At 51.9% G+C, this 25,757-nt stretch carries 22 protein-coding genes; 2 read left to right on the forward strand and 20 right to left on the reverse strand.

Annotated elements, in window-relative coordinates; translation table 11 throughout:
* Window positions 1-47 precede the first annotated feature (47 nt).
* The 16 genes from fsa to speE all read right to left on the reverse strand — a co-directional run bounded on the left by fsa (window position 48) and on the right by speE (window position 19,205).
* The gene (fsa, locus tag THEAE_RS0117990; RefSeq protein ID WP_005584932.1) at window positions 48-701 is read right to left on the reverse strand and encodes a fructose-6-phosphate aldolase; all 654 of its coding nucleotides are present in this window, start codon (window positions 699-701) and stop codon (window positions 48-50) included.
* Window positions 702-716: 15 nt separating this feature from the next.
* Window positions 717-1,571, reverse strand: coding sequence for a class II fructose-1,6-bisphosphate aldolase (gene fba, locus THEAE_RS0117995; RefSeq protein WP_005584933.1), 855 nt, complete (start codon window positions 1,569-1,571; stop codon window positions 717-719).
* 73 nt (window positions 1,572-1,644) lie between these two features.
* Window positions 1,645-2,010 carry a response regulator gene (locus tag THEAE_RS0118000; RefSeq protein ID WP_005584934.1) on the reverse strand — a complete coding sequence of 122 codons (366 nt, stop codon included), beginning with the start codon at window positions 2,008-2,010 and terminating at the stop codon, window positions 1,645-1,647.
* 307 nt (window positions 2,011-2,317) lie between these two features.
* Complete coding sequence (locus THEAE_RS0118005) at window positions 2,318-3,949, reverse strand: CTP synthase (RefSeq protein WP_028988384.1); 1,632 nt, start codon at window positions 3,947-3,949, stop codon at window positions 2,318-2,320.
* A gap of 178 nt (window positions 3,950-4,127) precedes the next feature.
* Window positions 4,128-4,736: a DNA-directed RNA polymerase subunit delta gene (rpoE, locus tag THEAE_RS23435; RefSeq protein WP_028988385.1), complete on the reverse strand. Its 609-nt coding sequence runs from the start codon at window positions 4,734-4,736 to the stop codon at window positions 4,128-4,130.
* A gap of 83 nt (window positions 4,737-4,819) precedes the next feature.
* On the reverse strand, window positions 4,820-8,065 hold the full coding sequence (icmF, locus tag THEAE_RS0118015; RefSeq protein ID WP_028988386.1) for a fused isobutyryl-CoA mutase/GTPase IcmF: 3,246 nt from the start codon (window positions 8,063-8,065) through the stop codon (window positions 4,820-4,822).
* Window positions 8,037-8,735 (reverse strand): TetR/AcrR family transcriptional regulator, encoded by a 699-nt coding sequence (locus THEAE_RS0118020; RefSeq protein WP_005584939.1) that lies wholly within the window; start codon window positions 8,733-8,735, stop codon window positions 8,037-8,039. Before THEAE_RS0118020 ends, icmF begins: the two co-directional genes overlap by 29 nt.
* Window positions 8,732-9,685 carry a methylmalonyl Co-A mutase-associated GTPase MeaB gene (meaB, locus tag THEAE_RS0118025; protein ID WP_028988387.1) on the reverse strand — a complete coding sequence of 318 codons (954 nt, stop codon included), beginning with the start codon at window positions 9,683-9,685 and terminating at the stop codon, window positions 8,732-8,734. Before meaB ends, THEAE_RS0118020 begins: the two co-directional genes overlap by 4 nt.
* A 10-nt stretch (window positions 9,686-9,695) precedes the next feature.
* Window positions 9,696-10,838, reverse strand: coding sequence for an acyl-CoA dehydrogenase (locus THEAE_RS0118030; RefSeq protein ID WP_028988388.1), 1,143 nt, complete (start codon window positions 10,836-10,838; stop codon window positions 9,696-9,698).
* Complete coding sequence (locus THEAE_RS0118035; protein WP_028988389.1) at window positions 10,835-12,004, reverse strand: acyl-CoA dehydrogenase; 1,170 nt, start codon at window positions 12,002-12,004, stop codon at window positions 10,835-10,837. The genes THEAE_RS0118030 and THEAE_RS0118035 overlap by 4 nt, the downstream gene beginning before the upstream one ends.
* A gap of 124 nt (window positions 12,005-12,128) precedes the next feature.
* On the reverse strand, window positions 12,129-12,983 hold the full coding sequence (locus THEAE_RS0118040) for a 3-hydroxybutyryl-CoA dehydrogenase (RefSeq protein ID WP_028988390.1): 855 nt from the start codon (window positions 12,981-12,983) through the stop codon (window positions 12,129-12,131).
* Between the two features lie 70 nt (window positions 12,984-13,053).
* Entirely contained in the window at window positions 13,054-14,235 is a 1,182-nt protein-coding gene (locus THEAE_RS0118045) for an acetyl-CoA C-acetyltransferase (protein ID WP_028988391.1), read from the reverse strand.
* 106 nt (window positions 14,236-14,341) lie between these two features.
* Window positions 14,342-16,462 carry a (Fe-S)-binding protein gene (locus tag THEAE_RS0118050; RefSeq protein WP_028988392.1) on the reverse strand — a complete coding sequence of 707 codons (2,121 nt, stop codon included), beginning with the start codon at window positions 16,460-16,462 and terminating at the stop codon, window positions 14,342-14,344.
* A 224-nt stretch (window positions 16,463-16,686) separates the two neighbouring features.
* Entirely contained in the window at window positions 16,687-17,187 is a 501-nt protein-coding gene (locus THEAE_RS0118055) for a DoxX family membrane protein (RefSeq protein WP_028988393.1), read from the reverse strand.
* A gap of 308 nt (window positions 17,188-17,495) precedes the next feature.
* A complete protein-coding gene (gene speB / locus THEAE_RS0118060; RefSeq protein WP_005584946.1) occupies window positions 17,496-18,365 on the reverse strand; it encodes an agmatinase in 870 nt (289 codons plus the stop codon).
* Between the two features lie 12 nt (window positions 18,366-18,377).
* Window positions 18,378-19,205, reverse strand: a complete 828-nt coding sequence (gene speE / locus THEAE_RS0118065; protein ID WP_005584947.1) for a polyamine aminopropyltransferase — start codon at window positions 19,203-19,205, stop codon at window positions 18,378-18,380.
* A 138-nt stretch (window positions 19,206-19,343) separates the two neighbouring features.
* Between speE and THEAE_RS21685 the strand changes: the two genes are divergently transcribed.
* Complete coding sequence (locus THEAE_RS21685; protein ID WP_039944548.1) at window positions 19,344-21,344, forward strand: transglycosylase domain-containing protein; 2,001 nt, start codon at window positions 19,344-19,346, stop codon at window positions 21,342-21,344.
* Window positions 21,345-21,407: 63 nt separating this feature from the next.
* Here THEAE_RS21685 and THEAE_RS0118075 read toward each other — a convergent pair whose 3' ends face one another.
* Complete coding sequence (locus THEAE_RS0118075) at window positions 21,408-22,466, reverse strand: ROK family glucokinase (RefSeq protein WP_052330153.1); 1,059 nt, start codon at window positions 22,464-22,466, stop codon at window positions 21,408-21,410.
* A 158-nt stretch (window positions 22,467-22,624) separates the two neighbouring features.
* Between THEAE_RS0118075 and THEAE_RS0118080 the strand changes: the two genes are divergently transcribed.
* The gene (locus THEAE_RS0118080) at window positions 22,625-22,831 is read left to right on the forward strand and encodes a 2-hydroxymuconate tautomerase (RefSeq protein ID WP_028988395.1); all 207 of its coding nucleotides are present in this window, start codon (window positions 22,625-22,627) and stop codon (window positions 22,829-22,831) included.
* 59 nt (window positions 22,832-22,890) lie between these two features.
* On the opposite strand, the gene tmk is transcribed toward THEAE_RS0118080, so the two are convergent.
* From tmk to THEAE_RS21690, 3 genes are all read right to left on the reverse strand, one after another.
* The gene (gene tmk / locus THEAE_RS0118085; RefSeq protein ID WP_005584178.1) at window positions 22,891-23,532 is read right to left on the reverse strand and encodes a dTMP kinase; all 642 of its coding nucleotides are present in this window, start codon (window positions 23,530-23,532) and stop codon (window positions 22,891-22,893) included.
* 26 nt (window positions 23,533-23,558) lie between these two features.
* Window positions 23,559-24,563, reverse strand: a complete 1,005-nt coding sequence (gene mnmL, locus THEAE_RS0118090) for a tRNA modification radical SAM protein MnmL/YtqA (protein ID WP_005584177.1) — start codon at window positions 24,561-24,563, stop codon at window positions 23,559-23,561.
* Between the two features lie 206 nt (window positions 24,564-24,769).
* The gene (locus THEAE_RS21690; protein WP_052330154.1) at window positions 24,770-25,756 is read right to left on the reverse strand and encodes a CvfB family protein; all 987 of its coding nucleotides are present in this window, start codon (window positions 25,754-25,756) and stop codon (window positions 24,770-24,772) included.
* Window position 25,757 lies beyond the last annotated feature (1 nt).

Genomic DNA, 25,757 nt, shown 5'->3' on the forward strand with positions numbered 1-25,757 from the left:
ATACGATGATCGATTGTTGCGGGACCTCCCAATGCTTGATCCTTGTTCTACGATTTCGCCACTGAAGCTTTTTTCCAGTCGGCCAGGAAGCGTTCAAGCCCTGCATCGGTCAAGGGGTGATTCGTCATCTGGGTAATCACCTTATAAGGAACGGTAGCGATGTGGGCCCCGGCTAAGCCTGCCTGGGTTACGTGAAGGGGATGGCGGATGCTGGCGGCGATCACTTGGGTATCCATTCCATGGATCGCAAAGAGCTGTACGATGTTACTTACCAGTTCGATGCCATCCTGTCCGATGTCGTCAAGACGGCCCACAAACGGGGATACATAGGTGGCTCCCGCTCTGGCGGCGAGGAGCGCCTGGTTTACGGAAAAGACTAAGGTGACGTTGGTGGCAATCCCTAATTCCTTAAATCGAGCTGTCGCCTTTAATCCCTCTTCGGTCATGGGGACCTTGATGACGATGTTCTTTCCCAATTGAGCCAGCCGTTTCCCCTCTTCCAGCATGCCTTCCGCTTCGGTGCTAATCACTTCGGCGCTGATGGGCCCATCAACGATGGCAAGAATCTCTTTGAGGACTTCATGGAAATCGCGTCCTTCTTTCGCCACCAAAGAGGGGTTGGTGGTTACACCACTGATGACGCCCATCGCATGGGCCTTTTTAATCTCCTCAATATTGGCCGTATCGATAAATAGCCGCATGCTCTCTCCTCCTCATCATGCCTTCCCATTTGAACCGAAGAGGCGCATCTTCCCCCGCACAACCTCTTTCATGGCATCCTTCGCAGGTCCCAGGTACTTGCGGGGATCGTATACTTCCGGTTTCTCGGCGAATACTTTTTTAATCGTCTCCGTCATGGCGATCTGGTTTTCGGTATTTACGTTAATCTTACCTACACCGGCTTGAATGGCACGACGGATTGATTCATCGGGGACCCCCGACCCTCCATGGAGGACAATGGGGGCATCAATCTTTGAGGCAACCTCTTCGATGATATGGAAACGTATATTCGGCTCTCCCTTATACATTCCATGCGCCGTTCCCACTGCGATGGCCAACGCATCCACCTTCGTCTCTTCGTAAAAGCGGATGGCCTCCTCCGGCTTCGCGATGTTCGCATTCTCTTCATCGACGGCCAGATCATCCTCCACACCGCCGATCGTGCCCAATTCCCCCTCTACCGATACACCCATGGCGTGGGCGACACGGACCACTTCTTTGGTGATCCGGACGTTTTCTTCAAAGGGATGGTGAGAACCGTCAAACATGACGGATGTAAAACCGGCGCGAATGCATTTCATCGCCACCTCAAAGCTGGATCCATGATCCAAGTGTAAAACGACGGGGATGGAGCTCTTCTCGGCAGCGGCTTTTGCCATCGCCACCACATAATCGATCCCCATGTACTTCATCGCTCCTTCGCTTACCCCAAAAATAAAGGGAGCCCGTTCCTCCTCCGCCGCTTCCATGATTGCCTTGGTAAATTCCAGATTGTTCATGTTAAACTGGCCGATGGCGAACTTCTCCCTCTTCGCGTGCTTTAATAATTCTGTCATCGAGACTAAAGGCATCCTCTTCTCCTCCTTTTTTTCGGAAAAAACGAGCTAAAGTATTTATGTATGGAAAGAACATTCCACTCCTTCATTATACCACATCACGCAATACCTTATTTACTTCATGGCGGATCTCCTCCACGTCAAAAGGTTTGGCGAAATAGTGTAAAACCCCGAGATTTCTCGCTTCTTCCATCATTTCCAATTCTCCATATGCCGTCATCATCATGACTTGAATGGAGGGGAGCCTTTGCCGGATCTCCCTGAGAATTTCAATGCCGTTCATTCCGGGAATCTTCATGTCCAGGAGGATTAAGTGGAAAGATTCTTTTCCAAGGAGCGCCAGCGCCTCCCTTCCATTGGCCGCTTGCTGGGTCTCATACCCGTCCTTCTTCAGCAATTCGGTAAGCAACATCCGAATCCCTAACTGGTCGTCTACAATTAGGACTTTTTTCATCTCTTCCCACCCCGCTTCTACGAGATTTCACATCGTTTCCCCTTCATTGATTCACTCAAAATTTATTCATCCAAATGCTATTCATCCAAATGCTATTCACCCAAAAGTTATTCACCCAAAATTCATTTTTTAATATGTATTCATTTCTTCACTCCCCATCAAATTCCTTCTTTCCATCGGAAAAACTTATTTTTCCCTAGTTTCTCACCTACTTTCCCCAGCGGTTAAATCCGCCTACAAAAAAATGAAGGAGGTAAGAGCTCATGTTCTCTACCTCCTTCATTTCTCCTGTTGCCCGTGGTAGGTCTCAAACGGCGGAATAATTCTCCTGTTCCCTATTAGATTTTAACTTTAAAGCTGCGGCGATGAAATCCCGGAAGAGAGGTTGAGGCCGGTTAGGGCGAGAGGTAAACTCGGGATGGAACTGGGTAGCAAGGAACCATGGATGATCCTTTAATTCGATGATTTCCACCAGCCTCCCGTCGGGAGATGTGCCGGAGATCCGGAGTCCTGCCTTCTCCATCTCCTCCCGGAAGAGATTATTAAATTCATACCGGTGCCGGTGCCGTTCCGAAATCTCATCCTTTCCATATGCTTGATGGGCAAGGCTTCCGGCGTCTATGACGCAGGGGTAAGAACCAAGTCGCATCGTTCCTCCTAGATGCTCTACTTCTTTCTGTTCGGGAAGGAGGTCGATGACCGGATACGGGGTATTCGGATTGATCTCCGAGCTGTGGGCCCCCTCCCAACGAAGGACGTGGCGGGCAAATTCTACAACCGCCATCTGCATCCCCAAGCATATCCCAAAGAAAGGGATCGATTTTTCCCGCGCATATTGAATCGCGGTGATCTTCCCTTCGATTCCCCTATCTCCAAATCCCCCAGGCACCAGGATCCCATCGGCTCCCCCAAGGAGTTCCTCCACATTCTTTTCATTTACTTTTTCGGCGGAGATCCAATCGATCTCTACTTCTACGTCGTTTGCGATGCCTGCATGGTAAAGGGCTTCCGCCACGCTCATGTAGGCATCTTTTAACTGGACATATTTCCCGACGAGGGCGATTTTCGTCTTCTTTTTCAGATTCTTAATCCGTAATACCATCTCTTCCCATTCTCTCATATCGGCAGGGGGTACATCCAGCTTAAAATAGTTGACCACATATTCATCCAGTCCCTCCCGCTTCATCATTAAAGGAACCTCATAGATGGATCCGGCGTCTACCGCCTCAATCACCGCAGCAGGATCTATGTCGCAGAAGAGGGCGATCTTCTCTTTTACCTCTTTGGCCAGCGGGCGTTCCGTCCGGCAGACGATCATGGTGGGCTGAATCCCGATGCTTCTCAGCTCTTTTACGCTATGTTGGGTAGGCTTCGTCTTTACTTCCCCGGCTGCCCGGATATAGGGAACGAGGGTCACATGAATATACATCACATTTCCCCTGCCTACCTCATTTTTCATCTGTCGAATCGCCTCTAGGAACGGGAGGGACTCGATGTCCCCCACGGTCCCCCCGATCTCCGTGATGACGATATCGGGATGCCCGTCTCTCGCCGCCCTGTAGAGCTGCTCCTTAATTTCATTGGTAATGTGGGGAATCACTTGTACCGTTGCCCCTAAATAATCTCCATGCCGCTCTTTATTCAGAACACTGGAGTAAATCTTGCCTGTCGTTACATTGCTTAAGGCGGTTACGTTAATGTCGATAAACCGCTCATAATGGCCTAAATCGAGATCGGTCTCCGCCCCGTCCCCTGTGACAAATACCTCTCCGTGTTGGTAAGGGCTCATCGTACCGGGATCTACATTGATGTACGGATCAAATTTTTGTATGGAAACGGTAAGCCCCCTGTTTCGAAGAAGCCTTCCAAGGGAGGCTGCCGTAATCCCTTTTCCCAGTGAAGAAACAACCCCGCCTGTCACGAAAATAAATTTTGTCATGCTTTCTGTTTCCCCTTTTCTTTCGTTATTTTTAGAATGCACAAATCGAAAAAAAGCAAAAGTAAAGCCCCCTTCTTCTTAAAGGGGGCTTTCTTACTCTTTGAAAAAAATCATGCGTTCACAGGGTGCCCAACTCTATTTTATTTTTTAAGGGGGAAAGTGTCAACGGCAAAAAGAACTACTCTTTATCTTCCTCTTCCTGATCTCGAGCTTCCTCGTCCGGTTCCTGTTCTTCCTCATCGGAAAGATCTACTTCCGCGTCCTCCTCCACAAAAACCTCATCCACCTCCAAACCCTCATCATCGTAAAATTCTTCATCCGCTTCATCCAACAAATCCTCATCGCCTACGTCATCCAAATCTTCGCCTAAATCCTCGTCATCCAAATCCCCAAGCTCGTCGTCTTCGGATAGTTCATCATCGAGATCTTCGAAATCCTCATCTTCGGCATAGTCGTCATAATCGTCCAAATCATCATCCTGATCGAGATGTCTGCCGCGTCCCCCCGTTAAGATCGCTTCTTCAAACTGTTCAATAGGATACCATTTCTTTAATCCCCAAAGTCCTTCTCCTATGTTTACAAAGCGTCCGTCAATGTTCATCTCTGTATAGAGCTGGACAAGCCAAGCATTCATCTCTTCTTCGCCGATTCCTTTCGCTTCCTGTATCCGACGGGCTAAATCCGCGAAGGAGACGGGCTCGCTTCCTTCCATGAGAATCATATGGGCGAGGTCAACCATTGCCATCTCTGCTAATTCCTCTTTGTTTAAATTGGCCAGTTCGCTCATCATACCACTTCCCATCCATCGATCTCGTACAACCTATTTTAACCCATATCTGGCCTATGTCAAACAAATAATGAGGATTTCTATCACATATTCCGGCGATATTTCCCTCCTACCTCATAGAGCGCCTTTGTGATCTGGCCGAGGCTCGCCACTTTTACCGTCTCCATCAGTTCGGCGAAGATATTTCCCCCTTTAAGAGCCACTTCTTTCAGACGGGAAAGCGCTTTCTCCGATTCTTTCCGGTGCCGCTCTTTAAACGCTTGAAGGTTTTGGATTTGTTCCTCTTTTTCTTCTTCCGTCGCGCGGGCCAATTCTAACGCATCCACCTTTTCCAGTGCCGAATGGGGGTTTAGGAAGGTATTTACCCCGACGATGGGCAGTTCGCCGCTATGTTTCTTCATCTCATAAAGGAGAGACTCCTCTTGAATCTTGCCACGCTGGTACATCCGTTCCATCGCACCAAGTACCCCTCCCCGTTCGTCCAGACGTTCAAATTCCCTTAAAACGGCCTCTTCCACCAAATCGGTCAATTCTTCTATGATGAAAGCCCCCTGGAGTGGATTCTCATTCTTGGTCATCCCAAATTCCCGTTGCAAGATGAGTTGAATGGCCAGGGCCCGCCGGACCGATTCTTCCGTCGGTGTGGTGACGGCCTCATCATAGGCATTGGTATGCAGAGAGTTGCAGTTATCGTAAATGGCAAGCAAGGCTTGGATCGTGGTGCGAATATCATTAAAGTCCATTTCCTGGGCATGTAATGAACGTCCGGAGGTTTGAATATGGTACTTCAATTTCTGGCTTCTCTCGTTCGCTCCGTACTTTTCCTTCATGGCTATCGCCCAAATGCGCCGGGCCACCCGCCCGATGACCGCATACTCCGGATCGAGACCGTTGGAAAAGAAGAAGGAAAGGTTCGGCGCAAAATCGTCGATCTTCATTCCCCTCTTCAAGTAATATTCCACGTAAGTAAAGCCATTGGCGAGCGTGAAGGCTAGCTGGGTGATCGGGTTGGCTCCGGCCTCTGCAATATGATAGCCGCTGATGCTTACGGAGTAATAATTTTTAACCTGATGTTGAATGAAGTATTCTTGGATATCTCCCATCATTTTCAGGGCAAATTCTGTGGAAAAGATGCAGGTGTTTTGTCCCTGATCCTCTTTTAAGATATCTGCTTGTACGGTACCCCTGACCCGCTGCAAGGTCGCTTTTTTGATCTCCTCATATTCCGCCGGCGTCGCCCTTCTTCCCGCCTCTTTTTCGAACTTCTCGACCTGTTGGTCGATGGCGGTATTAAAGTACATGGCGAGGAGGATCGGGGCAGGGCCGTTGATGGTCATGGAGACGCTGGTCAGCGGATCGGCCAGATCAAAACCGGCATAAAGCTTCTTCATGTCGTCCAGAGTGGCTACGCTTACGCCGCTCGTGCCGATCTTCCCATAGATATCCGGTCTCCGGTCCGGATCCTCTCCGTAGAGAGTAACACTGTCAAAAGCGGTGGAGAGTCGTTTTGCTTTGCTGTTTTGGCTCAAATAGTGGAAACGGCGGTTGGTCCTCTCCGGGGTGCCTTCCCCTGCGAACATCCGGGTCGGCTCCTCCTCTTCCCGTTTGAAGGGGAATACCCCGGCGGTAAAGGGGAAATGCCCCGGAAAATTCTCTTCCCTGATCCAGCGGACCCTATCCCCCCAATCCGTATAGCAGGGAAGAGCAATTTTAGGGATGCGGGTGCCGGAAAGGGATAGGCTCCATTTCTCTTTATAACCGGAGAGACGTTCCTCCCAATTCCTTAAATCCTGCTTAACCCCGGGGAGAAGGAGATTCTTTAATTCCCTCCGTTTGCTGTAGAGGAGGGAGAGGGGCTCCGGGGTTTCCCCTTCTTCCCTGTCCACGCTTTCAAATTTTAAGCGTTCCGGCCCTTCTCCTCTACCGTTCTCCAGCAGCGAAATGACCCCTTGCACTTGATACAACCGGGAAGCGATCTTCGCCTGTTCTTTCGTCTTCTTCTTGTAGTTTCGAACGGTCTCTGCGATCTCCCTGAGATACCCCCTCCGCTCAGGAGGAATCACCCCTGCATTCTCCTCCCTTACCTCATTTCTTTCGGAAGGGAGAGCCCAATTTTCATTAAGCTTCTCATTCATCTTCCCAATCAGCGCTTGAAAAAGGCGATTGACGCCGGGATCGTTAAAGCGGCTGGCCACGGTTCCATAGACGGGCAGTTCCTCTAGAGGAGCGGATAAGAGATTCCGATTTCGGCGGATCTCTTTCCGCACATCCCGCATAGCATCCTCCGCCCCCTTGTGATCAAATTTATTGATGACCACCAGGTCCGCATAATCCAACATATCGATTTTTTCCAATTGGGAGGGAGCTCCATATTCACTGGTCATCACATAAAGGCTCAGGTCGCTGATGCGTGCAATCTCCGTATCCCCCTGGCCGATGCCGCTTGTCTCCACGAAGATCAGGGTAAAAGGAGCCGTTTTGACCACCTTTACCGCATCCTGGATCGCGAGGGAAAGCTCCGATTTCGCCCCCCTGGTGGCCAGGGAGCGGAAGAATACCCTGGGATGATCGATGGAGTTCATGCGAATCCGATCGCCTAAAAGCGCTCCCCCTGTTTTCTGCTTGGATGGGTCGACGGAGAGAACGGCAATTTTCACCTTTTCATCATACGCTAAAAAGCGAGCGATCAGTTCATCGGTAAGGGAACTTTTTCCTGCCCCGCCGGTTCCGGTGATGCCGATCACCGGTATCTTCCTCTCCTCATCGGGAAGGAGGCGAAGCCTCTCCCTCGCGCCTTCTTCCTCCACCGCCATCTCTGCCAGGGTAATCCATTTGGCCAGCTCCAACGTGTCCCCCCGACGCAGCCGCTCCGGGCTTTCTTCCCATCTTCTGAGAGGAGAAAAATCACAGAGCCTAAGCATATGGTTGATCATCCCCTGAAGGCCCAGGATACGGCCATCTTCCGGTGAGAAGATCTTTGCCACCCCGTACTCCTCCAGTTCTTTTATTTCCGCCGGGATGATCACCCCGCCGCCGCCTCCAAATACGTTAATTTCCCCGGCTCCCCGTTTCCTTAGCAGGTCGACCATATACTTAAAGTACTCCATATGCCCCCCTTGATAGGAGCTAACGGCAATCCCTTGTACATCTTCTTGAATCGCCGCTTCCACTACCTCCTCCACAGAGCGGTTATGCCCCAAATGAATCACCTCCGCTCCGCTGCTCTGCAAGATACGCCGCATGATGTTGATCGAAGCATCGTGGCCGTCGAACAGGCTGGCGGCCGTTACAAAACGAATCTTATGTTTTGGGAGATACTTCTCTTCCATTCCGATCCTCCTCTCCTCTTTTATGGTTTCCGAGTTCCTCTCTCCCTTCCTCCTTGCTCCAACCCCCGATCCCCCCGAGAAAACGAAGCTGTTTTTCAATGAATTCCTCCAGGGTAAATCGATTTCTCAGCGCCCAACGTCGAAACGCCCACATCTCTCCAAGGACGGCAATGTTTTCGGCGATCAGGGGAATATCCTCTTCGGCGAGGGATAGGCTTCCATCTTTTACTCCTTCATGGAGCAACCGGGCAAAAATGCCGGCGATTTCTTCTTCCGTGCGCAAAACAATGCGCATCGCATCTTTTGGGAGGGATTTCGTCTCCTGGTAGATGAGCAGTACCTTATCATCAAGGCGGTCAACGACCCGGATATATCCGATGATCGCCTCTTTTAATTTTTCTCCTCCCGTCTTTCCCTTTTGAATGGAGAGGGTTAATCCGTTCTTCATCTCTTCATGGATCGATGAGCAGACGAGATAAAGAACATCTTCCTTTGACTCAATATATTCATAGAGGGTACCGATGCTAAAGCCTGATTCGGCGGCGATCTCCCGGGTCGTCGCCTTATGGAAACCTTTACGAGCAAAAAGTTCCACCGCGGCTTCCACCATCTGTGCCCGCCTGGTCTCAATCAGTTCCTTATCTTTCACGTCGGTGTGGATCTCTTTCATTCTCCACCCCCTCCTCTTTTTAGATGGTTCAGGATCTGCCCTGCCAAAAAATACGGGGATTCTTTCCCTTCTTCCACATCTTTTATTCTTCCCTGGTAGTCAGGAGAAGAGAGGAGTTCCTCCACCCATTGATCCAGGAAGCGGCGGAGGATTTCCTTTAATTCCGCCATCCTCCTTCTCCGTCGCCGGGTTTCTCCGTCCGGTTCCTCTTCTAAGGAAGCCCGGTGCTCCAAAATCTTTTCCCAAACCATAAGGATCCCTTCCCCCCGTGAACCGACCGTCTTCAGGACGGGAGGGCGCCATCCTTTGCCCGTCTTCGTGATGTCCAGCATGGCATTTACTTGTGCCACCAATTTCTCCGTGCCGGGGAGATCCGCTTTATTTACCACAAAAAGATCGGCGATCTCCATAATCCCTGCTTTAAAAGCCTGCACCACATCCCCGGTTCCCGGACTTAAGACGAGGAGGGTGGTATCGACGGCTTCCATCACCTTCACCTCGGATTGTCCTACCCCTACCGTCTCCACCAGGATCACGTCACAACCATAGGCATCCAGAATCTGCATCGCCCCTTGTGTATGATAAGAGAGGCCCCCCAGGTTACCCCGGGTCCCCATGCTGCGGATAAATACTCCTCGATCCGTCGCGTGGCGCTGCATCCGAATCCGATCTCCCAAAATGGCCCCTCCGGTAAAGGGGCTGGTGGGATCCACCGCGATGATGCCTAGTGAAAATCCCTTTCCCCTGAGAAGGGAGATGAGGGCATCCACCAGCGTACTCTTTCCCGCTCCCGGGGCACCGGTAATGCCTACGGTTACCGCCCGGCCGGTGTAAGGGGTAAGCTCCCGGAGAAGTTCAAACCCCTCCGGTTTCTCCTCTTCGATCCATGTGATGGCTTTGGCGCAGGCCCGGGTGTCCCCTCCAATGATCTGTTTCGCGATTGGGTGCATTTTATCCATCCTATTCTTTCATTAGGGCATTGGAGATGACGAGACGCTGAATCTCATTCGTTCCTTCATAAATTTGGGTAATCTTCGCATCTCTCATCATCCGCTCCACCGGATATTCCCGAATATACCCGTACCCGCCGAAGATCTGAACCGCCTCCGTCGTCACTTCCATCGCCGTATCGGAGGCAAAAAGTTTAGCCATCGCAGAGGCTTTGCCATAGGGAAGTCCGTGATCCTCCAACCAGGCGGCTTGGTAGGTGAGGAGGCGGGAGGCTTCAATCTTTGTGGCCATGTCGGCCAATTTAAAACGGATCGCCTGCTGGTCGCCGATCGGTTTCCCAAATTGTTTCCTCTCTTTGGCATATCTCAAGGCTTCATCCAGAGCTCCCTGGGCAATCCCCAAAGCCTGGGCGGCGATTCCGTTTCGCCCTCCATCTAAAGTCATCATGGCGATCTTAAATCCTTCCCCCTCATTTCCCAAGCGGTTTTCCTCAGGGACCATGACCTCCTCAAAATGAATTTCCGCCGTCGTAGAGGCACGAATCCCCAACTTCTTCTCCTTCTTCCCCACGGTAAAGCCGGGCATTCCCTCCTCCAGGATAAATGCGGTTACCCCTTTGTGCTTTAATTCGGGATGGGTCAAGGCGAAGACGACATAGATCTCTGCTGCGCCTGCATTGGTGATGAAGATCTTGGAACCATTTAGAACATAGTGGCGGCCATTTTTGACGGCAGTCGTCCGCATGGCGGCCGCATCGGAACCGGAGCCGGGCTCCGTCAAACCATAGGCGCCGATCTTTTTCCCTTCGGCCAGGGGGCGGAGAAATCTCTCCTTCTGCTCCTCGCTGCCAAATTTGTAGATCGGCCAACTGGCCAAGGAGATGTGGGCAGATAAGGTGACGGCGGTGGAGGCGCAAACCCTGGCCAATTCTTCCACTGCAATCACATAACTTAAGAAATCGGCCCCCGCGCCTCCCCACCTTTCCGGCCATGGAATGCCTGTTAATCCCAGTTCAGCCATCTTGGTAAAAATTTTCCGATCAAATCTCTCCTCTTCATCCCGTAAAGAGGCGGTGGGAGCCACCTCATGTACCGCAAACTCCCTCACCATCTGCCGCATCATCTCTTGTTCTTCGCTTAACGAAAAATTCATTTTCCCCTCACCCCGTCTGAATTGTTTTCGGCCAAGAGATATTTCCCGATCACCAGGTGCTGGATCTCGTTGGTCCCTTCATAGATTTGCGTGATCTTTGCGTCCCGGAAATATCGCTCTACCGGATAATCCCGGATGTATCCATAACCGCCAAAGATCTGGACAGCTTCCGTCGCCACCTTCACGGCCACATCGGAGGCGAAAAGCTTCGCTTGGGAAGCGGCCAATCCGGCCGGTTTTCCTTCCTCCTTTAAGGAGGCGGCGCGATAGACCAAAAGCCGTGCTCCTTCCAACTCCGTGGCCATCTGGGCCAACTTAAAACGGATCGCCTGTTGATCTGCAATGGGGCGGCCAAACTGTTTCCGCCCCTTGGCGTAGGCAAGGGCGGCAGCGAAAGCAGCCTCCCCGATGCCCAATGCTTGGGCGGCGATGCCGATCCGTCCTACATCCAAATTGGCCATGGCGATCTTATAGCCTTCCCCTTCCTCTCCCAGGCGATTTTCGACGGGAACCTCCGCCTCTTCAAAGAGGAGGGTGGCGGTGCTGGAGCCATGAAGCCCCATCTTTTTCTCCCGCCTGCCCGTCGAAAATCCTGGGGTTCCCTTCTCCACGATAAAGGCGGTGATCCCCTTGATCCCTCTCTCCGGGTCAGTGACGGCAAATACTACATAGGTATCCGCCTCTCCCCCGTTGGTTATAAATTGTTTCGTACCCGTTAGGCAGTAATGACGTCCTCTCCGCACGGCCTTTAACTTGATGGAGGCGGCATCGGAACCGGCCTGGGGTTCCGTCAGCGCAAAGGCCCCGATCGCCTCCCCCTTTGCCAACGCCGGGAGGAAACGCTCTTTCTGCGCTTCATTCCCGAAGTAGTAAATGGGCATTGTCCCCACTGAGGTGTGAACAGAGAGAATTACACCCAGCGCAGCGCTTACTTTGGAAATTTCATGGATCGCTAAAATGTAAGAAATAAAATCCAATCCCGCACCGCCGTAACGTTCCGGAAGCGGAATCCCCATCAGGCCCAGCTCCCCCATCCTGCGTAGGAGAGGGCGGGGGTACCAATCTTCCTCTTCCATCCGGGGGATCAGGGGAAGAATCTCCTCCCTGGCGAAGCGGCGCACCATTTGCCGTAACAAAAGTTGCTCTTCCGTAAAGGAGAAATTCATCTCACGGCAGGCTCGCCCTTGTTTTTAGGAATACCCTCTTCGGACAAAGGCGGTCACCCTTCTCTCCCTTCATTTCTCAATCCGTTTTTCACGTGTGGACATACTCATATACCGGTATTCTTCTCTATGCTTCGTATCGATAGAAGCCTCTCCCTGTCTTTCTCCCCAGCCATCCTGCCTTAACATATTTTCTGAGAAGGGGGCAGGGGCGGTATTTAGAATCGCCGAACCCCTCGTAAAGGATCTCCATGATGGAAAGGCAAGTGTCCAGTCCGATAAAGTCGGCCAATTCCAGGGGTCCCATGGGATGATTCATGCCAAGTTTCATCACCTGGTCTACCGATTCCGGCGTGGCCACCCCCTCGTAGACGGCGTAAATCGCCTCGTTAATCATGGGCATAAGGACCCGATTGGAGACAAAGCCGGGAAAATCATTCACTTCCACAGGAATTTTCCCCATTCTCCGGGCCAGTTCCTCGATCCTCCGATAGGTTTCATCGCTCGTAGCCAGACCGCGGATGATCTCTACCAATTTCATCACGGGGACAGGGTTCATAAAGTGCATGCCGATCACCCTTTCCGGTCGGTCCGTTACGGCGGCAAGCTCGGTGATGGGGAGGGAGGAGGTGTTGGTCGCTAAAATCCCTTCCTTCCCCAAGATCCCATCCAGGGTGCGAAACAGGTCGGTCTTTACCTCCATCTTCTCCATCACGGCTTCGATCACCAGATCGGCCTCCCTTGCTTCCTCCAAAAGCGGAGCAGGTTGAATCCGCCCCAAGATCTCCTCCCTCTCCTGCTCGTTCAGCTTCCCTTTCTCAACAAGCCGGCTCAGGTTCTTCCCAATATTTCCTAATCCCCGCCCGATCAACTCTTCCGACAGGTCGTGAAGAAGAACCTCAAATCCCGCTTGGGCGGCGGTTTGGGCGATCCCGCTTCCCATCTGACCCGCTCCTACGACCATGATCTTTTTCAACTCCATCCGTTTTCCTCCTTATCCGGAAATTCCCCGCTCATTTTCTTCCTCCGAAGACAGGGCGCTCACCAAGTGGTTACGGCTCCACCTCCACCAGAACCGCATCCCCTTGGGCAGTCCCACTACAGATGGCCGCGATTCCGAGACCTCCCCCCCTTCTCTTTAATTCATAGATCAGGGTAAGCAGAATGCGGGTCCCACTGGCTCCGATGGGGTGCCCCAAGGCGACGGCACCGCCGTTCACATTCACCTTTTCCTCCTCCCACTCCAAGAGCCTCCCGGTGGTTAACACCACGGCAGCGAAGGCCTCATTTACCTCAAAGAGGGAAATCTCCTGTAGGGAAAGTCCCGTTTTCCGGAGAAGCTTCCGAATAGCCAAGCCGGGAGCGGTGGCAATGTAGGGAGCCTCCGCCCCAATTTCGCTATGGGCGAGTATTTTCGCCAAAGGCTTCCTTCCCATCCGTCTTGCCCTCTCCTCCGACATGAGAAGAAGGGCTGCGGCTCCATCATTTACGCTGGGGGCATTTCCGGGCGTAATGGTCCCATCCTCTTGATAAACCGGGGATAGAGCGGCAAGCTTCTCCATGCCGGTATCCCTACGGGGGCCTTCATCGGTATCCACCGTGAGTGGACTCCCTTTTTTCTGGGGGACGGTAAGGGGAACCACCTCTTCCCGTAAAAGCCCCCCATCAATCGCCTGAATTGCCCGCACGTGGCTCCGGTATGCCCAACGATCCTGCTCCTCCCGGGTAATCCCGAATTCCCGGGCGACCCGGCTGCCGTGGACGGCCATCGGGACACCATAAAAGGGGCAGGTGAGTCCGTCATATTGCATCAGGTCGATCACTTCCCCGTTTCCCATGCGCAATCCCCCCCGAACCTTCGGGAGGAAATAGGGAGCATTGGACATGCTCTCCATTCCCCCCGCCAGGAGGATCTCCCCATCCCCGGAGCGGATGATTTGATCGGCCAGGGTTACACTCCTAAGCCCTGACGCACATACCTTATTGATCGTTTCCGACGGGACTTCCCAGGGTAACCCCGCTTTTACCGCAGCCTGCCGGGCGGGAACCTGACCGGCCCCGCCCTGGAGGACCATCCCCATGATCACCTCATCCACCTCCTCCCCTTTTACCTCCGCCCGCATCAGGGTCTCCTTAAGCACCGCCGCGCCGAGCTGGACAGCGGTTAGTGGGGACAAAGCTCCTTGGAACCGCCCGAAAGGGGTTCGCGCCCCCGCTACGATAACGCTTCTCAACATCGTTTCCTCCTCTCTACCTCTCATTCATTTCCCCATGCGAAAAACACCGGTTGATCGATTTTCATTCTCTTCATTACAGGTTCTTCATTTTCCAAGGAGTTTTTTAAGCGGTCCTCTCTTCCTCCCCTTCCAATTGAAGGGATTTCGCCAGGATCTCCACCACATCCAATGTTTCTACATCCGCTTCTTTCATTTTTACCCCATCGGAGATCATGGTGAGGCAATAGGGACAAGCCGTGCCGATGAGGGTAGGGGAAACCTCCAAGGCTTGTTCGGTGCGGGCCAAGTTGACACGAGTTCCTTCCTTCTCTTCCATCCACATGAGTCCTCCTCCCGCCCCGCAGCACATGCTGTCCTGACGGTTCCGCTTCATCTCCACCAGCTCCACCCCCGGAATCGCTTTCAGGATCTCCCGGGGAACATCGTACATGCCGTTATATCTCCCCAGATAACAGGAATCATGGTAGGTAATCCTCTCCCGTACGGGAACCTTGGGCGCAATCCTTCCCTCTTTCAGAAGTTGGTAGAGCAATTGGGTGTGATGAATCACCTCTCCCTGGAATCCAAAATCGGGATACTCGTTTTTAAAGGTATTAAAGGTGTGGGGATCGATGGTCAGGATCTTCTTCACTCCATAGCGCCGGAAGTTTTCTATATTCTCCAGAGCCAATTGTTGAAAGAGCATCTCGTTCCCTAATCTCCTCGCCGTATCCCCTGAGTTCTTCTCTTCATTGCCAAGGATGGCAAAAGAGACCCCGGCGTGATTTAAAATCTTGACCAACGTTTGGGTAATCTTCATGCTGCGCCGGTCATAGGAACCCATAGAGCCTACAAAAAGAAGGTATTCAAAATCGGGTTTTTCCTTAACGGTAGGCGCCTCGATACCCTCCACATCCCTCCATTTGCTCCGGTCATTCCGATTTAAGCCCCAGGGATTCCCTTGCCGCTCAATGTTTTGGAAGGTCCGGTTCACCTCTCCCGATACCCTCCCCTCGGTCAGGACCAAGTACCTGCGAAGATCAATAATCTTATCCACATGTTCATTCATCACCGGACATTGATCTTCACAATTCCGGCAGGTGGTGCAGGCCCAGATCTCCTCCTCCGTAATGACGTCACCGATCAGGCTGATCTCCTCGAAGGGGGGCATCAGCTCTTCTTCGGCCGACGCTTCCTTCGTAGCGGCGACCTCCCCTTGTGTCCCTTCCCTGGAATGGGCCCAAGCGATGCGATTCCCCCGGGTATGGGCAAAGAGAGAAGCCGGCATCCAGGGAGTCCGTCCCGTTACGGCCGCCCCTTTTTCCGTCAAATGGTCCCGCATCTTCACAATCAACTGCATGGGAGAAAGGCTCTTTCCGGTGTTGTTTGCAGGGCACATGCTGGTGCAGCGGCCACATTCCACACAGGCATACAGGTCGAGGAGCTGTTTCTGGGTAAATTGTTCAATCCGCCCCACCCCGAATTCCTCGGCCGTCTCATCCTCCAGATGAATGGGTGTAAGTCGTCCCGGAGGAGAAAGCCGTTTTAAAAAAACGTTGATGGGCGCCGCGATGAGATGGGCATGCTTTGATTGGGGAACGTAGACGAGAAAGGCAAGAAGGATCAACAGATGAATCCACCAGAAGAAATAAAAGAAAAAACGGCTCACCTCCGGTGAGAGGGGTTGGGCAAGGTAGGCGACCAGGGAAGAAAAGGGGCGCATCCCGTTCCATACTTCTCCGGCCATGGCCATCTCCATTCCCCCTGCGGCCAGGACGGAAAGGAAAAGAGTGCCGATGAACCAATAGACCATGCCGGCTTTCCATCCTCGTTTCAATCGGGGCAGCTTCTCAATATACCGACGGTAAATGCCGTACGCCACCGCCAAAAGGACCGCCATGGTGGTCATCTCCTGCACCAAGGTAAACCCGCCGTAAAAAGGGATCGGCAGCCTCGCTCCGGGTATAAGTCCCTTTAGGATGAGATCAATGGCGCCAAACTGGAGGATGATAAACCCATAGAAGAAGATAACGTGCATGACGCCGCTTCTCTTGTCTTTTAGAAGCTTTCTCTGTCCAAAGACGTTAAGCAAAAGAGCTTTCCACCGTTCTTTTAGCCCTTTTTGATCTTCCGGCTTCCTCCCGAGGCGGATGAAAAGATAGCGGCTGTATACGACGTGCGCAAAGAGGTAGACCGCGTAGCCAACCACCAGGAGAAAGGCAAGAAACTGTATGAGAATGAACATAAGATCCCCCCGCTTCTTTATTGAATGAGCGTTCGCTCAGTTAAGTTTATATTACCATAAGGTTAAAAATATTTCTATAAGCATGAAGGGGAGGATCGATAAAAAAAATCCGCCGAGGAGGGGCGAAAGCGATGCCCTCTCGGCGGATTCCTAAAAACGATGCGTTTTTCCCTGTTGCACTTTGTGGAAGCGATGCAGCCGATTTTTCGCTCGGAAACGGTCCGCTACGCCCTAGCCCCTTCTTTCTTAAAGGTGTTGGCGGCCCATTGCCTGATGTAAGGAATAACCCAACGGTCCAACCCGATCTTTCCGGCATTAAAACCGGCCACGATGACGAAGATGGAGAGGAGAACCATTTGCGGGTTGGTGCTGGTGGTACCGCTGAACATGAAAGCGAAGTTCATCACCATGCCGAAGAATACCGCCGCTGTGGTTAAGCATCCAAGGATAAGTCCTAAACCAACGAGTGTTTCTCCGATTGGGATGAGAACATTGAAAAGTCCGGCGTTTGGAATGGCGAATCCTTGGAGGAAACCAGCCCACCAGCCTTGCACGGCCGGATGATCCCCTGTGGCCTTCTTCACGGCACCCATCAAAAATCCGGTTGCATCAAATCCTCCCGTCAGCTTCTCAAATCCAGCCGACAACCACTCATACCCGAGGTAGAGGCGCAATACCAGCAATACATAGGATGCATATACATTTTCGCGCAACCAACGTACCATCTTACATCCCCCCAATGATTTTTTTTGAGTTTTGGATAATGAACGTTTGATCGCTCAAATGGTTCAGATGAAAATCCATTCTCCTTGAAGATGGCCATCTTTTTGAAGAACTTCTTACACCCTTACTATACTTCGCTTCAAGAATACTTTCCATAGGTTTGTGAATTTCTTCACATTTTCTTCAAAAAGATATAAACATATTGTGAAGAATTAGCTCCACCTATTGAAAGGGGTTACATTCCTGTTCTCATCTTGATCAAAACGAAAAAGCCTCCCTCGATAGGGGGAAGCGTCGCTTTTTCTCTTTTCTATTTTACCCACCCGAGCAGCATTTCCCTTACCATTTTGGCAGCCAGGATCTGCGTCTGTTCGGTGGGATCGTAGACGGGGGCCACTTCCACGAGGTCGGCCCCGACCACCTTTACCTGGGAGCGAGCGATGGCGTGGATGGCGGCAAGCATCTCCTTGGAAGTAATGCCTCCTCCCTCCGCCGTACCCGTCCCTGGCGCGAAAGCGGGATCGAGGACATCAATGTCGATGGTGACATAGACCGGTCGGCCTGCCAAGGAAGGGAGAACCTTCTGCATCGGTGCCAAAACCTCATAGGGGAAGAAATTCATCTCCTGTCGGCCAAAGCGGAATTCCTCCTTGGTCCCGGAGCGAATGCCGAAGGAATAGACGTTTTTTCCGCCCAAAAGGTGAACGGCCTTCCGGATCGGAGTAGAGTGGGAGAGCGGCTCTCCCTCATACTCTTCCCGGAGGTCGGCATGGGCATCCACATGGATCAGCGCCAAATCCGGATAGCGCGCGTATACCTTCTCGATGATCGGCCAGGTGACCAGGTGCTCTCCCCCTAGTCCCAACGGAAATTTCCCATCGTCAAGGAGTTTTGCGACAAAATCCCCGATGAGGGCAAGGCTCCTTCCCGGATTCCCAAAGGGAAGGGGGATATCTCCGGCATCGAAGTAGCATACTTCCGAAAGTTCTTTATCCAAATAAGGGCTATACTCTTCCAGCCCGATAGAAACCTCTCGGATGCGGGCCGGGCCAAAACGGGAGCCGGGACGAAAGCTGACGGTATAATCCATCGGCATCCCGTATAAAACCGCCTGTGCCTTATCATAATCCTGCCGGCTGGCGATGAAAAGATTGCCGGAGTAAGCATCGTCAAACCGCATGGAGCACCCTCCTTACTTCAGAAGCTCTTCTACGAAACGGGGCAGGACAAAGCAGGCATGATGGAGAGCAGGGGTGTAATATTTTGTCGCAATCTCCCGGATCGACTCTTTTTTTACCCCAAGGGGATCATGTTTTTTGGATCCCATCGTAAAGGTCCACAACCCGCTGGGGTAGGTGGGGACATTGGCGGTGTAAAGGCGGGTGATGGGAAAAATCTCTTTCACGTCCTGAAAAACTTTACGGATCAAGTCTCCTTTAAACCAGGGATTATCCGTCTGGGCTACAAAGATTCCCTCGTCGGTCAGGGCGTCATATATTCCCTGGTAAAAACCCCGCTCAAAAAGCTTCACGGCCGGACCTACCGGTTCGGTGGAATCGACAAGGATCACATCATACTCATTTTTTGCCTTCACGATGTGCATAAAGCCGTCATCGACGATCACCTCTACACGCGGGTCCTCCAGTTTGCCGGAGATGGTGGGCAGATATTTCTTGGAGGTTTCAATCACCTTGCCGTCAATCTCCACCAATACCGCCTTTTCTACCGTAGGATGCTTTAATACCTCACGGATCGCCCCTCCATCCCCTCCACCGACAACCAGTACTTTCCTGGGATGGGGATGGGTAAAGAGGGCCGGATGGGTTACCATCTCGTGATAAACAAACTCATCCTTCTCCGTCGTCATCACCATGCCGTCCAACACCAGCATATTCCCGAACTCTGCCGTCTCCAGCATGTCCAGTTTCTGATAGGGAGTCTCTTCCGTATGATGAGTCTTACGCACCCGTGCAGTAATGCCGAAATGCTCCGTCTGTTTTTCCGTGAACCACAACTCCATCTCTCCATCCTCACTTTCCCGGAAAATTTACCTGTCCCATTGCAACGGATAAAATTATATCCCATCTCTTCGGAAAATCAAGTATAAGCAAAGCCAATCTTTTCCATACTGTTAAGTGAAGGAAAAGGTGGTGGCATAATGATCCGCTTCATTGTAAGACTGGTTCAAGGGATCATTCTCTCTTTTCTCCTTATGATCTTGGGGGGGCTCTTTTTCGTCCTCTATCTCGGATCCCAGCCTCTCCCTCCTGCCGATGTGGAGGAGAGCAGTTTCCTCTACACCGCCGATGGAGAGTTGTTAGAGACGCTTCATCAGGGAATCAATCGGCAAACGGTACCCCTCGATCAAATCCCCGCTGCCGTACGGAACGCCACCATCGCCATTGAAGATCGGTATTTTTACCAACATTTCGGCTTCGATCCCAAGCGGATAGCCGCTTCTCTCTTAATCAATCTCCAGGAAGGGAAGATGGTTCAAGGAGCGAGCACCATTACCCAGCAGTTGGCAAGGAATCTCTACCTTAGCCACGATAAAACCTGGGAGCGAAAACTCCGGGAGCTTCTCCTCTCCATCCAGCTTGAATTAAATTATTCCAAAGATCAGATCTTGGAGATGTATTTAAACCAAATCTATTACGGCAACTCGGCCTATGGCATCGAAAGCGCCTCCCATACCTACTTGGGCAAATCGGCCAAAGAGTTAACCCTCGCCGAGGCGGCTCTCTTAGCGGGGATTCCCAAGGGCCCCACCTATTATGAACCTTATCGTCATTTCGAGAACGCAAAGAAAAGGCAGCGCCTCGTCTTAAATGCCATGGTGGAAAACGGCTATATCACCCGGGAAGAGGCAGACCGCGCCTATCAAGAAGAGATCCACCTGATCAAAGGAGCGCCTAAAAAGGTAAGCCTCGCCCCTTACTTCCGGGATGCGGTGCTGGAATGGATCGACCGGAACCTGGGCCTCACTCCTTCCGACTTAAACAAGGGAGGATATCGAATTTACACCACCCTCTCTTTGCCGACGCAAAAAAAGGCGGAAGAAGCGGTGGCCAAACGCCTTCCCAAAGAGCAGCCTTTACAGGTTGCCCTCGTCGCCATCGAGCCCGGGACCGGATATGTAAGGGCGATGGTGGGCGGAAGGGATTATGACGAGAGCCAATACAACCGGGTTTATGCGAAAAGGCAACCCGGATCGACCTTTAAGCCTTTCCTTTATCTCGCCGCCCTCGAAAATGGAATGACCCCTTTAACCAAGATCGAAAGCAAACCGACCGTTTTTCAATACGAAGGAAAGTTATACAGCCCGAATAATTATCATAAGGAGTATGCCAATGATTATATCACGATGTTGGAAGCGATCAAAAAATCGGATAACATCTACGCCATCACCACCCACATGACCATTGGACCGGAAAAACTGGTAAACCGAGCAAAGGAGTTAGGCATCGAAACTCCTTTACAAGCAATCCCCTCCCTCCCCTTGGGAAGCATCCCCCTCTCCCCCATGGAGATGGTTACGGCGTATGCCACCATCGCCAATGCAGGGGAAAAAGTGGAGCCGATCCTGGTTGCCCGCATCGAGGATCGGAACGGGAAGGTGATTTACTCCGCCGCTGAGGAAAAAAAGAAGGTGGCCGATTCCCGTTATGTATCGATCCTGATTCGCCTGATGCAGGCCGTTTTTGAAAAAGGAGGGACGGCGTACAGCATCGCAGGCGATCTAAAACGTCCGGTCGCCGGGAAGACAGGATCCACACCCTATGATGGATGGATGATCGGATTTACACCCCAGTTGGCCGCCGCGGTCTGGGTAGGATTTGATAAGAACCAACCCCTCTCTGATGTGGATTCCTACCGTTCTAAACATATTTGGGCCGATTTCATGGAAGGGGCGTTGTCTTCCTCTCCCCCGATGCTCTTTCCCTTACCGGACGGTTTAATCTCAGCATATATCGACCCGGAAACCGGGGAGCTGGCGACGGTGAACTGTCCCGATGCCGAACTGCTGTACTTTATTCCCGGGACCGAACCGACCACCTACTGCACAAAGCATCCTGCCCCTGATAAAGAAAAAAAGGAGACAGAGAAGAAAACTCCAAAGAAATCGTTGTGGGACCGGGTGAAAGAATGGTGGGAATAAGGCGGAAGAAAAAGTAGGATCGGTACCCGCTCGTTTAGAGTGGAGGAAGACTGTGTGGAGTCTTTAGGAGAGGGCTTGTACCGATTGAAAGACCAGATAGCCCCCTCCAATCATACCGGCATCGTTTCCTAATTTTGCAATCTCCAACGTGAGGACTTCGAGCGCCTCCGGAAGCGCAAAACGCTCCAGATGTTTCCGTAACGGGTTCATCAACAGCTCCCCTGCGGCGGAAACCCCGCCCCCGATCAAAATTCGTTCCGGGTTAAGGGAATTGATGAGGGCACCCAAGGCGAAGGCTAAAGAATAGGCAGCCGAATCAAAGATTTCGAGGGCTAAAGAATCTCCAACACTCGCCGCTTCCGCCATATCCCTGGGCGTAACTCTCCCTCTTTCCTCATAGACTTTGCGAAGAAGAGATTCTCTCCCCTGTTGGAGTGCTTCTACAGCTTTTCTCCGCATCGCCGTGGCGGAGGATTCCGTTTCCAGGCACCCAAACCGGCCGCAGTTACACCTTTCTCCGTCGAGACGGACCGGCATATGGCCGATCTCCCCGCCAATCCCATTTACCCCGCTCACGATTTCACCATGGATGAGGATCCCGCCTCCAACACCGGTTCCTAGGGTTACCATGATCAACTCTTTTGCCCCCACTCCTGCCCCTTTCCACATTTCCCCCAGCGCGGCCAGGTTGGCGTCATTATCCATAAAGACCGGATAGGGGATCAGGCGCTGCAGCTTTTCTTTAGCAGGGTAATCTCTCCAGTGCAGATTCACCGCCTGGGTAACCAATCCTCGATCTTTTAAAACATATCCGGGTATCCCTAGTCCTACTCCCAGGATCTCCACACCTTCGGCGATCGAAGAGGCGGCAATCTGTTTCACCCCATCCGAAATCTTGTGCAGGATCGCATCTGCCCCTTCCCCCACCGGCGTGGGAATGGAAAGAGAGGTTAAGATCCTCCCTTCTTCATGGATGAGCCCCAGCTTTAAATAAGTCCCGCCCACATCTACAGCGATGGCTGCTTTCATCATGATGGCCTCCTTCATGGTCTCTCCTTTTGATGATCGATCTGATGATGCGCCCCCTAACCACTTCTCATTGGGCGCATCTTCCACCCTCATCTTACCCTCTCCATTCGCCCTTCGTCAAAAGGAGATTTCTGTTCCACCGGTGAGTCTTTGCTCGTATGATCGGGAGGATAAAAAAAGGAGGATTTTCGCGCGCAAATCGAGTAAAATAAAGGGTGGGCAAAAAATAAGATAAAAAAGGAGGAATCCGTATGCCCTTCATCACGATTAAGATGTTGGAAGGAAGGAGCCCGGAGCTTAAGAAAGAACTGGTGGAAAAAGTAACGGCCGTGGTTGCCGAAACCTTAGCTGTGCCTAAGGACCGCATCCATCTCTTTTTAGAGGACATGAAACCGGACACCTATGCCCACGGGGGAGTGCTCGCTTCCGAGAGGAACAAGACCCCTGAAACAAAGTAAGGAGCGCCTGCGCTTATGTCTGAGCCGATCTTCTTAGTCTCATGGAAAGTTTGAACCGCCTATTCTCTCCCCTGGCTTACATGATTGAGGAGCAATTGTAAGGAAACCTTAACCACCTCTTCTAGAGAAGCGCCGGCATCGATCACCTTTATTCTCTCAGGCTCATGATCGGCCAGGACCAGGTAACCTTCCCTTACCTTGCGATGAAACTGGAGCGATTCCATATCAAGACGATTTACCTCCCTTTCCCCATCCCGATATACCCGGGAAAGCCCCACCTCCGGGGGAAGGTCAAGATAAAGGGTAAGGGAAGGAAAGGCCTCACCGATCGCGAAGCGGTTTAAGTCCAGAATTTCTTTCATCCCTAGCCCCCGGGCATATCCTTGATAAGCCAGGCTGGAGTCTACATAACGGTCGCAGAGAACCAATTTTCCCTCTTTCAAGGCGGGAAGAACCTTCTCCACGAGATGTTGCCGGCGTGAAGCCGCGTAGAGGAGGGCTTCCGTGATGGCATCCATTCCCCTATGCTCGGGATTAAGGAGGATGGCGCGGATCGCTTCGGCGATCGCCACTCCTCCCGGTTCCCGGGTGAGAAGGACTCTCTTCCCCCTCCTCTCCAACTCCTCTTTCAACCGCTGTAAAACGGTCGTCTTTCCGGCCCCTTCAATCCCCTCCACCGTGATAAAGTTTTTCAGTCCCATGCCCGGCCCCTCCTTCCTCCCACTTCTTATAAAAGTTCTTTTGTTTCATATGTCTCCTCTACCCTGCGGTAAAATTTCCCTTGCCAGCTGTTTCTCCGCACCAATTCAAGGTCGATGGCGTTTAATACTTCCCACTTCTTTCGGCTCCACATCGGCCCGATTAAAAGATCCGGGGGGCCATCGCCGGTTAAGCGGTGGATCACCATCTCCGGAGGGAGAATCTCCAGGATATCCACCACCTGCTTTACATACTCCTCCTTCTCCATGAGGCGGACTACCCCCTGCTCATACTGCTTCACCATCGGGGTCTTCTTCAACAGGTGAAGGAGATGGATCTTGATCCCCTGCACATCTAAGCCGGCTACCGCCCTCGCCGTAGCCATCATCATCTCTTTTGTTTCCTGGGGAAGGCCGAGGATAATGTGGCTTACCACCCGTATTCCGTGGCGGCGCAGTTTCTTGACTCCCTCAACATAGGTGGGATAATCATGCCCCCGGTTAATCAACCGGGCGGTCTCTTCATGGATGGTCTGAAGCCCTAATTCAACCCACAACTCGGTGCGGGAATGAAGTTCAGCCAAGAGTTCAACCACATCATCCGGTAGGCAGTCGGGACGGGTAGCAATGGAGAGGCCCACCACTCCTTCTTCCTGTAAAATCGTCTCATACATCTCCCTTAATTCTTCCACAGGGGCATAGGTATTGGTAAATGCCTGAAAATAGCCGATATATTTGGCTTCCGGCCACTTCCTATGCATCCGATCCCGTACCTCTCTGAATTGTTTCGAAAGGTCATCCCTTCGTCTCCCTGCAAAATCCCCGGAGCCTCTGGAACTGCAAAAGGTACAACCTCCTATCGCTACCTTCCCGTCCCGGTTGGGACAGGTAAAACCTCCATCCAACATCACTTTAAAAACCTTCATACCAAAATGATGGCGAAGGTAGGAGTTCCAAGTATAGTATCGCTTTCCTCCCCATCGTCGGGGGAGTTCTGCGATTTGATGCTTTTCCATGATTTGATGCTCTTCCATGGTTTGCCCCCTTTCTACAAGGACAGCTCTATTATAGCATATCTGCTTCTTCCGACATTTTTTGCAACTATTGATCCTTCCCCTGATTGAATAGAAGAATTCCAAAAAAAATAACATCCCTCCTCCAGTTGGGATGTACTCAAGGGATGTTGGACTCCCTCTCATTCTATGCCCATGCGGCCTTTTCCCTCGTCCAAAGGGGCCCATCATTCTTCAGCGTACGCTCTTCGTTCTTCTGTTTCGACGCTTTCCACCGCTTTCTCCTCGTAATGGGAAGCCCCTTCCTCGATGAGGAAGGTCCAACCCCCTTCCTGCCGAATGCGCCTTTCTTTCATCAATTTTCCCAACGCCCTTTTAAAGGCGGCCTTACTCATTTGGAAGATAGCCCGGATCACCTCCGGATCGCTCCCGTCTCCGAAGGGCATTTTCCCACCTCGCTCTTTTAGGATGCCTAAGATCTTTTCTGCGTCCTGGAAGAGGCTCCTTTCTTTGCTCGGCTTCGTAGAGAGATTGATCCTGCCATCTTCTCGGATGTAGGTGACTCGGGCTTTTAACCGTTCTCCCAATCTTACAGGAGAGAGCATCTCATTCGGGTGGATGAGACCCAGCATTTTTTCATCGGTAAAGAGAAATGCACCCCTCTCTCCGATCTCTACCACCACCCCTTCTACCTCCTTATGGTGAAGCGTTTGGGGAGCAGGAAGAATTTCGGGCAAATGGCCGATCCCTTGCAAACGAGCCAGCATTCGCCCTTCTCGGTCCCGCTCCACCCGAACGAAGAGAAGGTCCCCCTCTTTCGGCCACCATTCTTTCTCCCGAGGCAATTCCCCTCTGGGAAGAAAGAGTTCTTTTGGAATTCCTTGATCGAGAAAAAGGCCGAGGGAGGGATGAATCGCCTTCACGGTAAGCCAGCCCCTCTCCCCGGCCAGCAGTTTGGGAGGATAGGTGGTGGCGGCCAGGCGGTTTTCATGATCATGAAAAAGAAAAACCTTTACTTCTTCCCCCACCTTGACCTCCCGATTCAAATCCCGACGGTGAAGAAGGATCTCTTCCCTCCCGTCGCTTAAGAAGTAGCCGAAGGAGACCTCCCTTTCCACTTTCAAATATGCAAAGGTACCTGCGAGCATGTGTAACGCCTCTACTTTCTCATTCAGCGCTTTCATTCGGGACAACCGATCATCGGTTATCGTCATC

Source organism: Thermicanus aegyptius DSM 12793 (assembly GCF_000510645.1).
Taxonomy (GTDB): domain Bacteria; phylum Bacillota; class Bacilli; order Thermicanales; family Thermicanaceae; genus Thermicanus; species Thermicanus aegyptius.

What these genes read in the sequence shown, in the direction of transcription:
- fsa (WP_005584932.1), bottom strand. Translation starts at nt 701, where the DNA reads ATGCGGCTATTTATCGATACGGCCAATATTGAGGAGATTAAAAAGGCC.
- fba (WP_005584933.1), bottom strand. Translation starts at nt 1,571, where the DNA reads ATGCCTTTAGTCTCGATGACAGAATTATTAAAGCACGCGAAGAGGGAG.
- THEAE_RS0118000 (WP_005584934.1), bottom strand. Translation starts at nt 2,010, where the DNA reads ATGAAAAAAGTCCTAATTGTAGACGACCAGTTAGGGATTCGGATGTTG.
- THEAE_RS0118005 (WP_028988384.1), bottom strand. Translation starts at nt 3,949, where the DNA reads ATGACAAAATTTATTTTCGTGACAGGCGGGGTTGTTTCTTCACTGGGA.
- rpoE (WP_028988385.1), bottom strand. Translation starts at nt 4,736, where the DNA reads ATGAGCGAACTGGCCAATTTAAACAAAGAGGAATTAGCAGAGATGGCA.
- icmF (WP_028988386.1), bottom strand. Translation starts at nt 8,065, where the DNA reads ATGGAAGAGAAGTATCTCCCAAAACATAAGATTCGTTTTGTAACGGCC.
- THEAE_RS0118020 (WP_005584939.1), bottom strand. Translation starts at nt 8,735, where the DNA reads ATGAAAGAGATCCACACCGACGTGAAAGATAAGGAACTGATTGAGACC.
- meaB (WP_028988387.1), bottom strand. Translation starts at nt 9,685, where the DNA reads ATGCACCCAATCGCGAAACAGATCATTGGAGGGGACACCCGGGCCTGC.
- THEAE_RS0118030 (WP_028988388.1), bottom strand. Translation starts at nt 10,838, where the DNA reads ATGAATTTTTCGTTAAGCGAAGAACAAGAGATGATGCGGCAGATGGTG.
- THEAE_RS0118035 (WP_028988389.1), bottom strand. Translation starts at nt 12,004, where the DNA reads ATGAATTTCTCCTTTACGGAAGAGCAACTTTTGTTACGGCAAATGGTG.
- THEAE_RS0118040 (WP_028988390.1), bottom strand. Translation starts at nt 12,983, where the DNA reads ATGGAGTTGAAAAAGATCATGGTCGTAGGAGCGGGTCAGATGGGAAGC.
- THEAE_RS0118050 (WP_028988392.1), bottom strand. Translation starts at nt 16,462, where the DNA reads ATGTTCATTCTCATACAGTTTCTTGCCTTTCTCCTGGTGGTTGGCTAC.
- THEAE_RS0118055 (WP_028988393.1), bottom strand. Translation starts at nt 17,187, where the DNA reads ATGGTACGTTGGTTGCGCGAAAATGTATATGCATCCTATGTATTGCTG.
- speB (WP_005584946.1), bottom strand. Translation starts at nt 18,365, where the DNA reads ATGCGGTTTGACGATGCTTACTCCGGCAATCTTTTCATCGCCAGCCGG.
- speE (WP_005584947.1), bottom strand. Translation starts at nt 19,205, where the DNA reads ATGGAGTTGTGGTTCACGGAAAAACAGACGGAGCATTTCGGCATTACT.
- THEAE_RS21685 (WP_039944548.1), top strand. Translation starts at nt 19,344, where the DNA reads ATGATCCGCTTCATTGTAAGACTGGTTCAAGGGATCATTCTCTCTTTT.
- THEAE_RS0118075 (WP_052330153.1), bottom strand. Translation starts at nt 22,466, where the DNA reads ATGAGGGTGGAAGATGCGCCCAATGAGAAGTGGTTAGGGGGCGCATCA.
- THEAE_RS0118080 (WP_028988395.1), top strand. Translation starts at nt 22,625, where the DNA reads ATGCCCTTCATCACGATTAAGATGTTGGAAGGAAGGAGCCCGGAGCTT.
- tmk (WP_005584178.1), bottom strand. Translation starts at nt 23,532, where the DNA reads ATGGGACTGAAAAACTTTATCACGGTGGAGGGGATTGAAGGGGCCGGA.
- mnmL (WP_005584177.1), bottom strand. Translation starts at nt 24,563, where the DNA reads ATGGAAGAGCATCAAATCATGGAAAAGCATCAAATCGCAGAACTCCCC.
- THEAE_RS21690 (WP_052330154.1), bottom strand. Translation starts at nt 25,756, where the DNA reads ATGACGATAACCGATGATCGGTTGTCCCGAATGAAAGCGCTGAATGAG.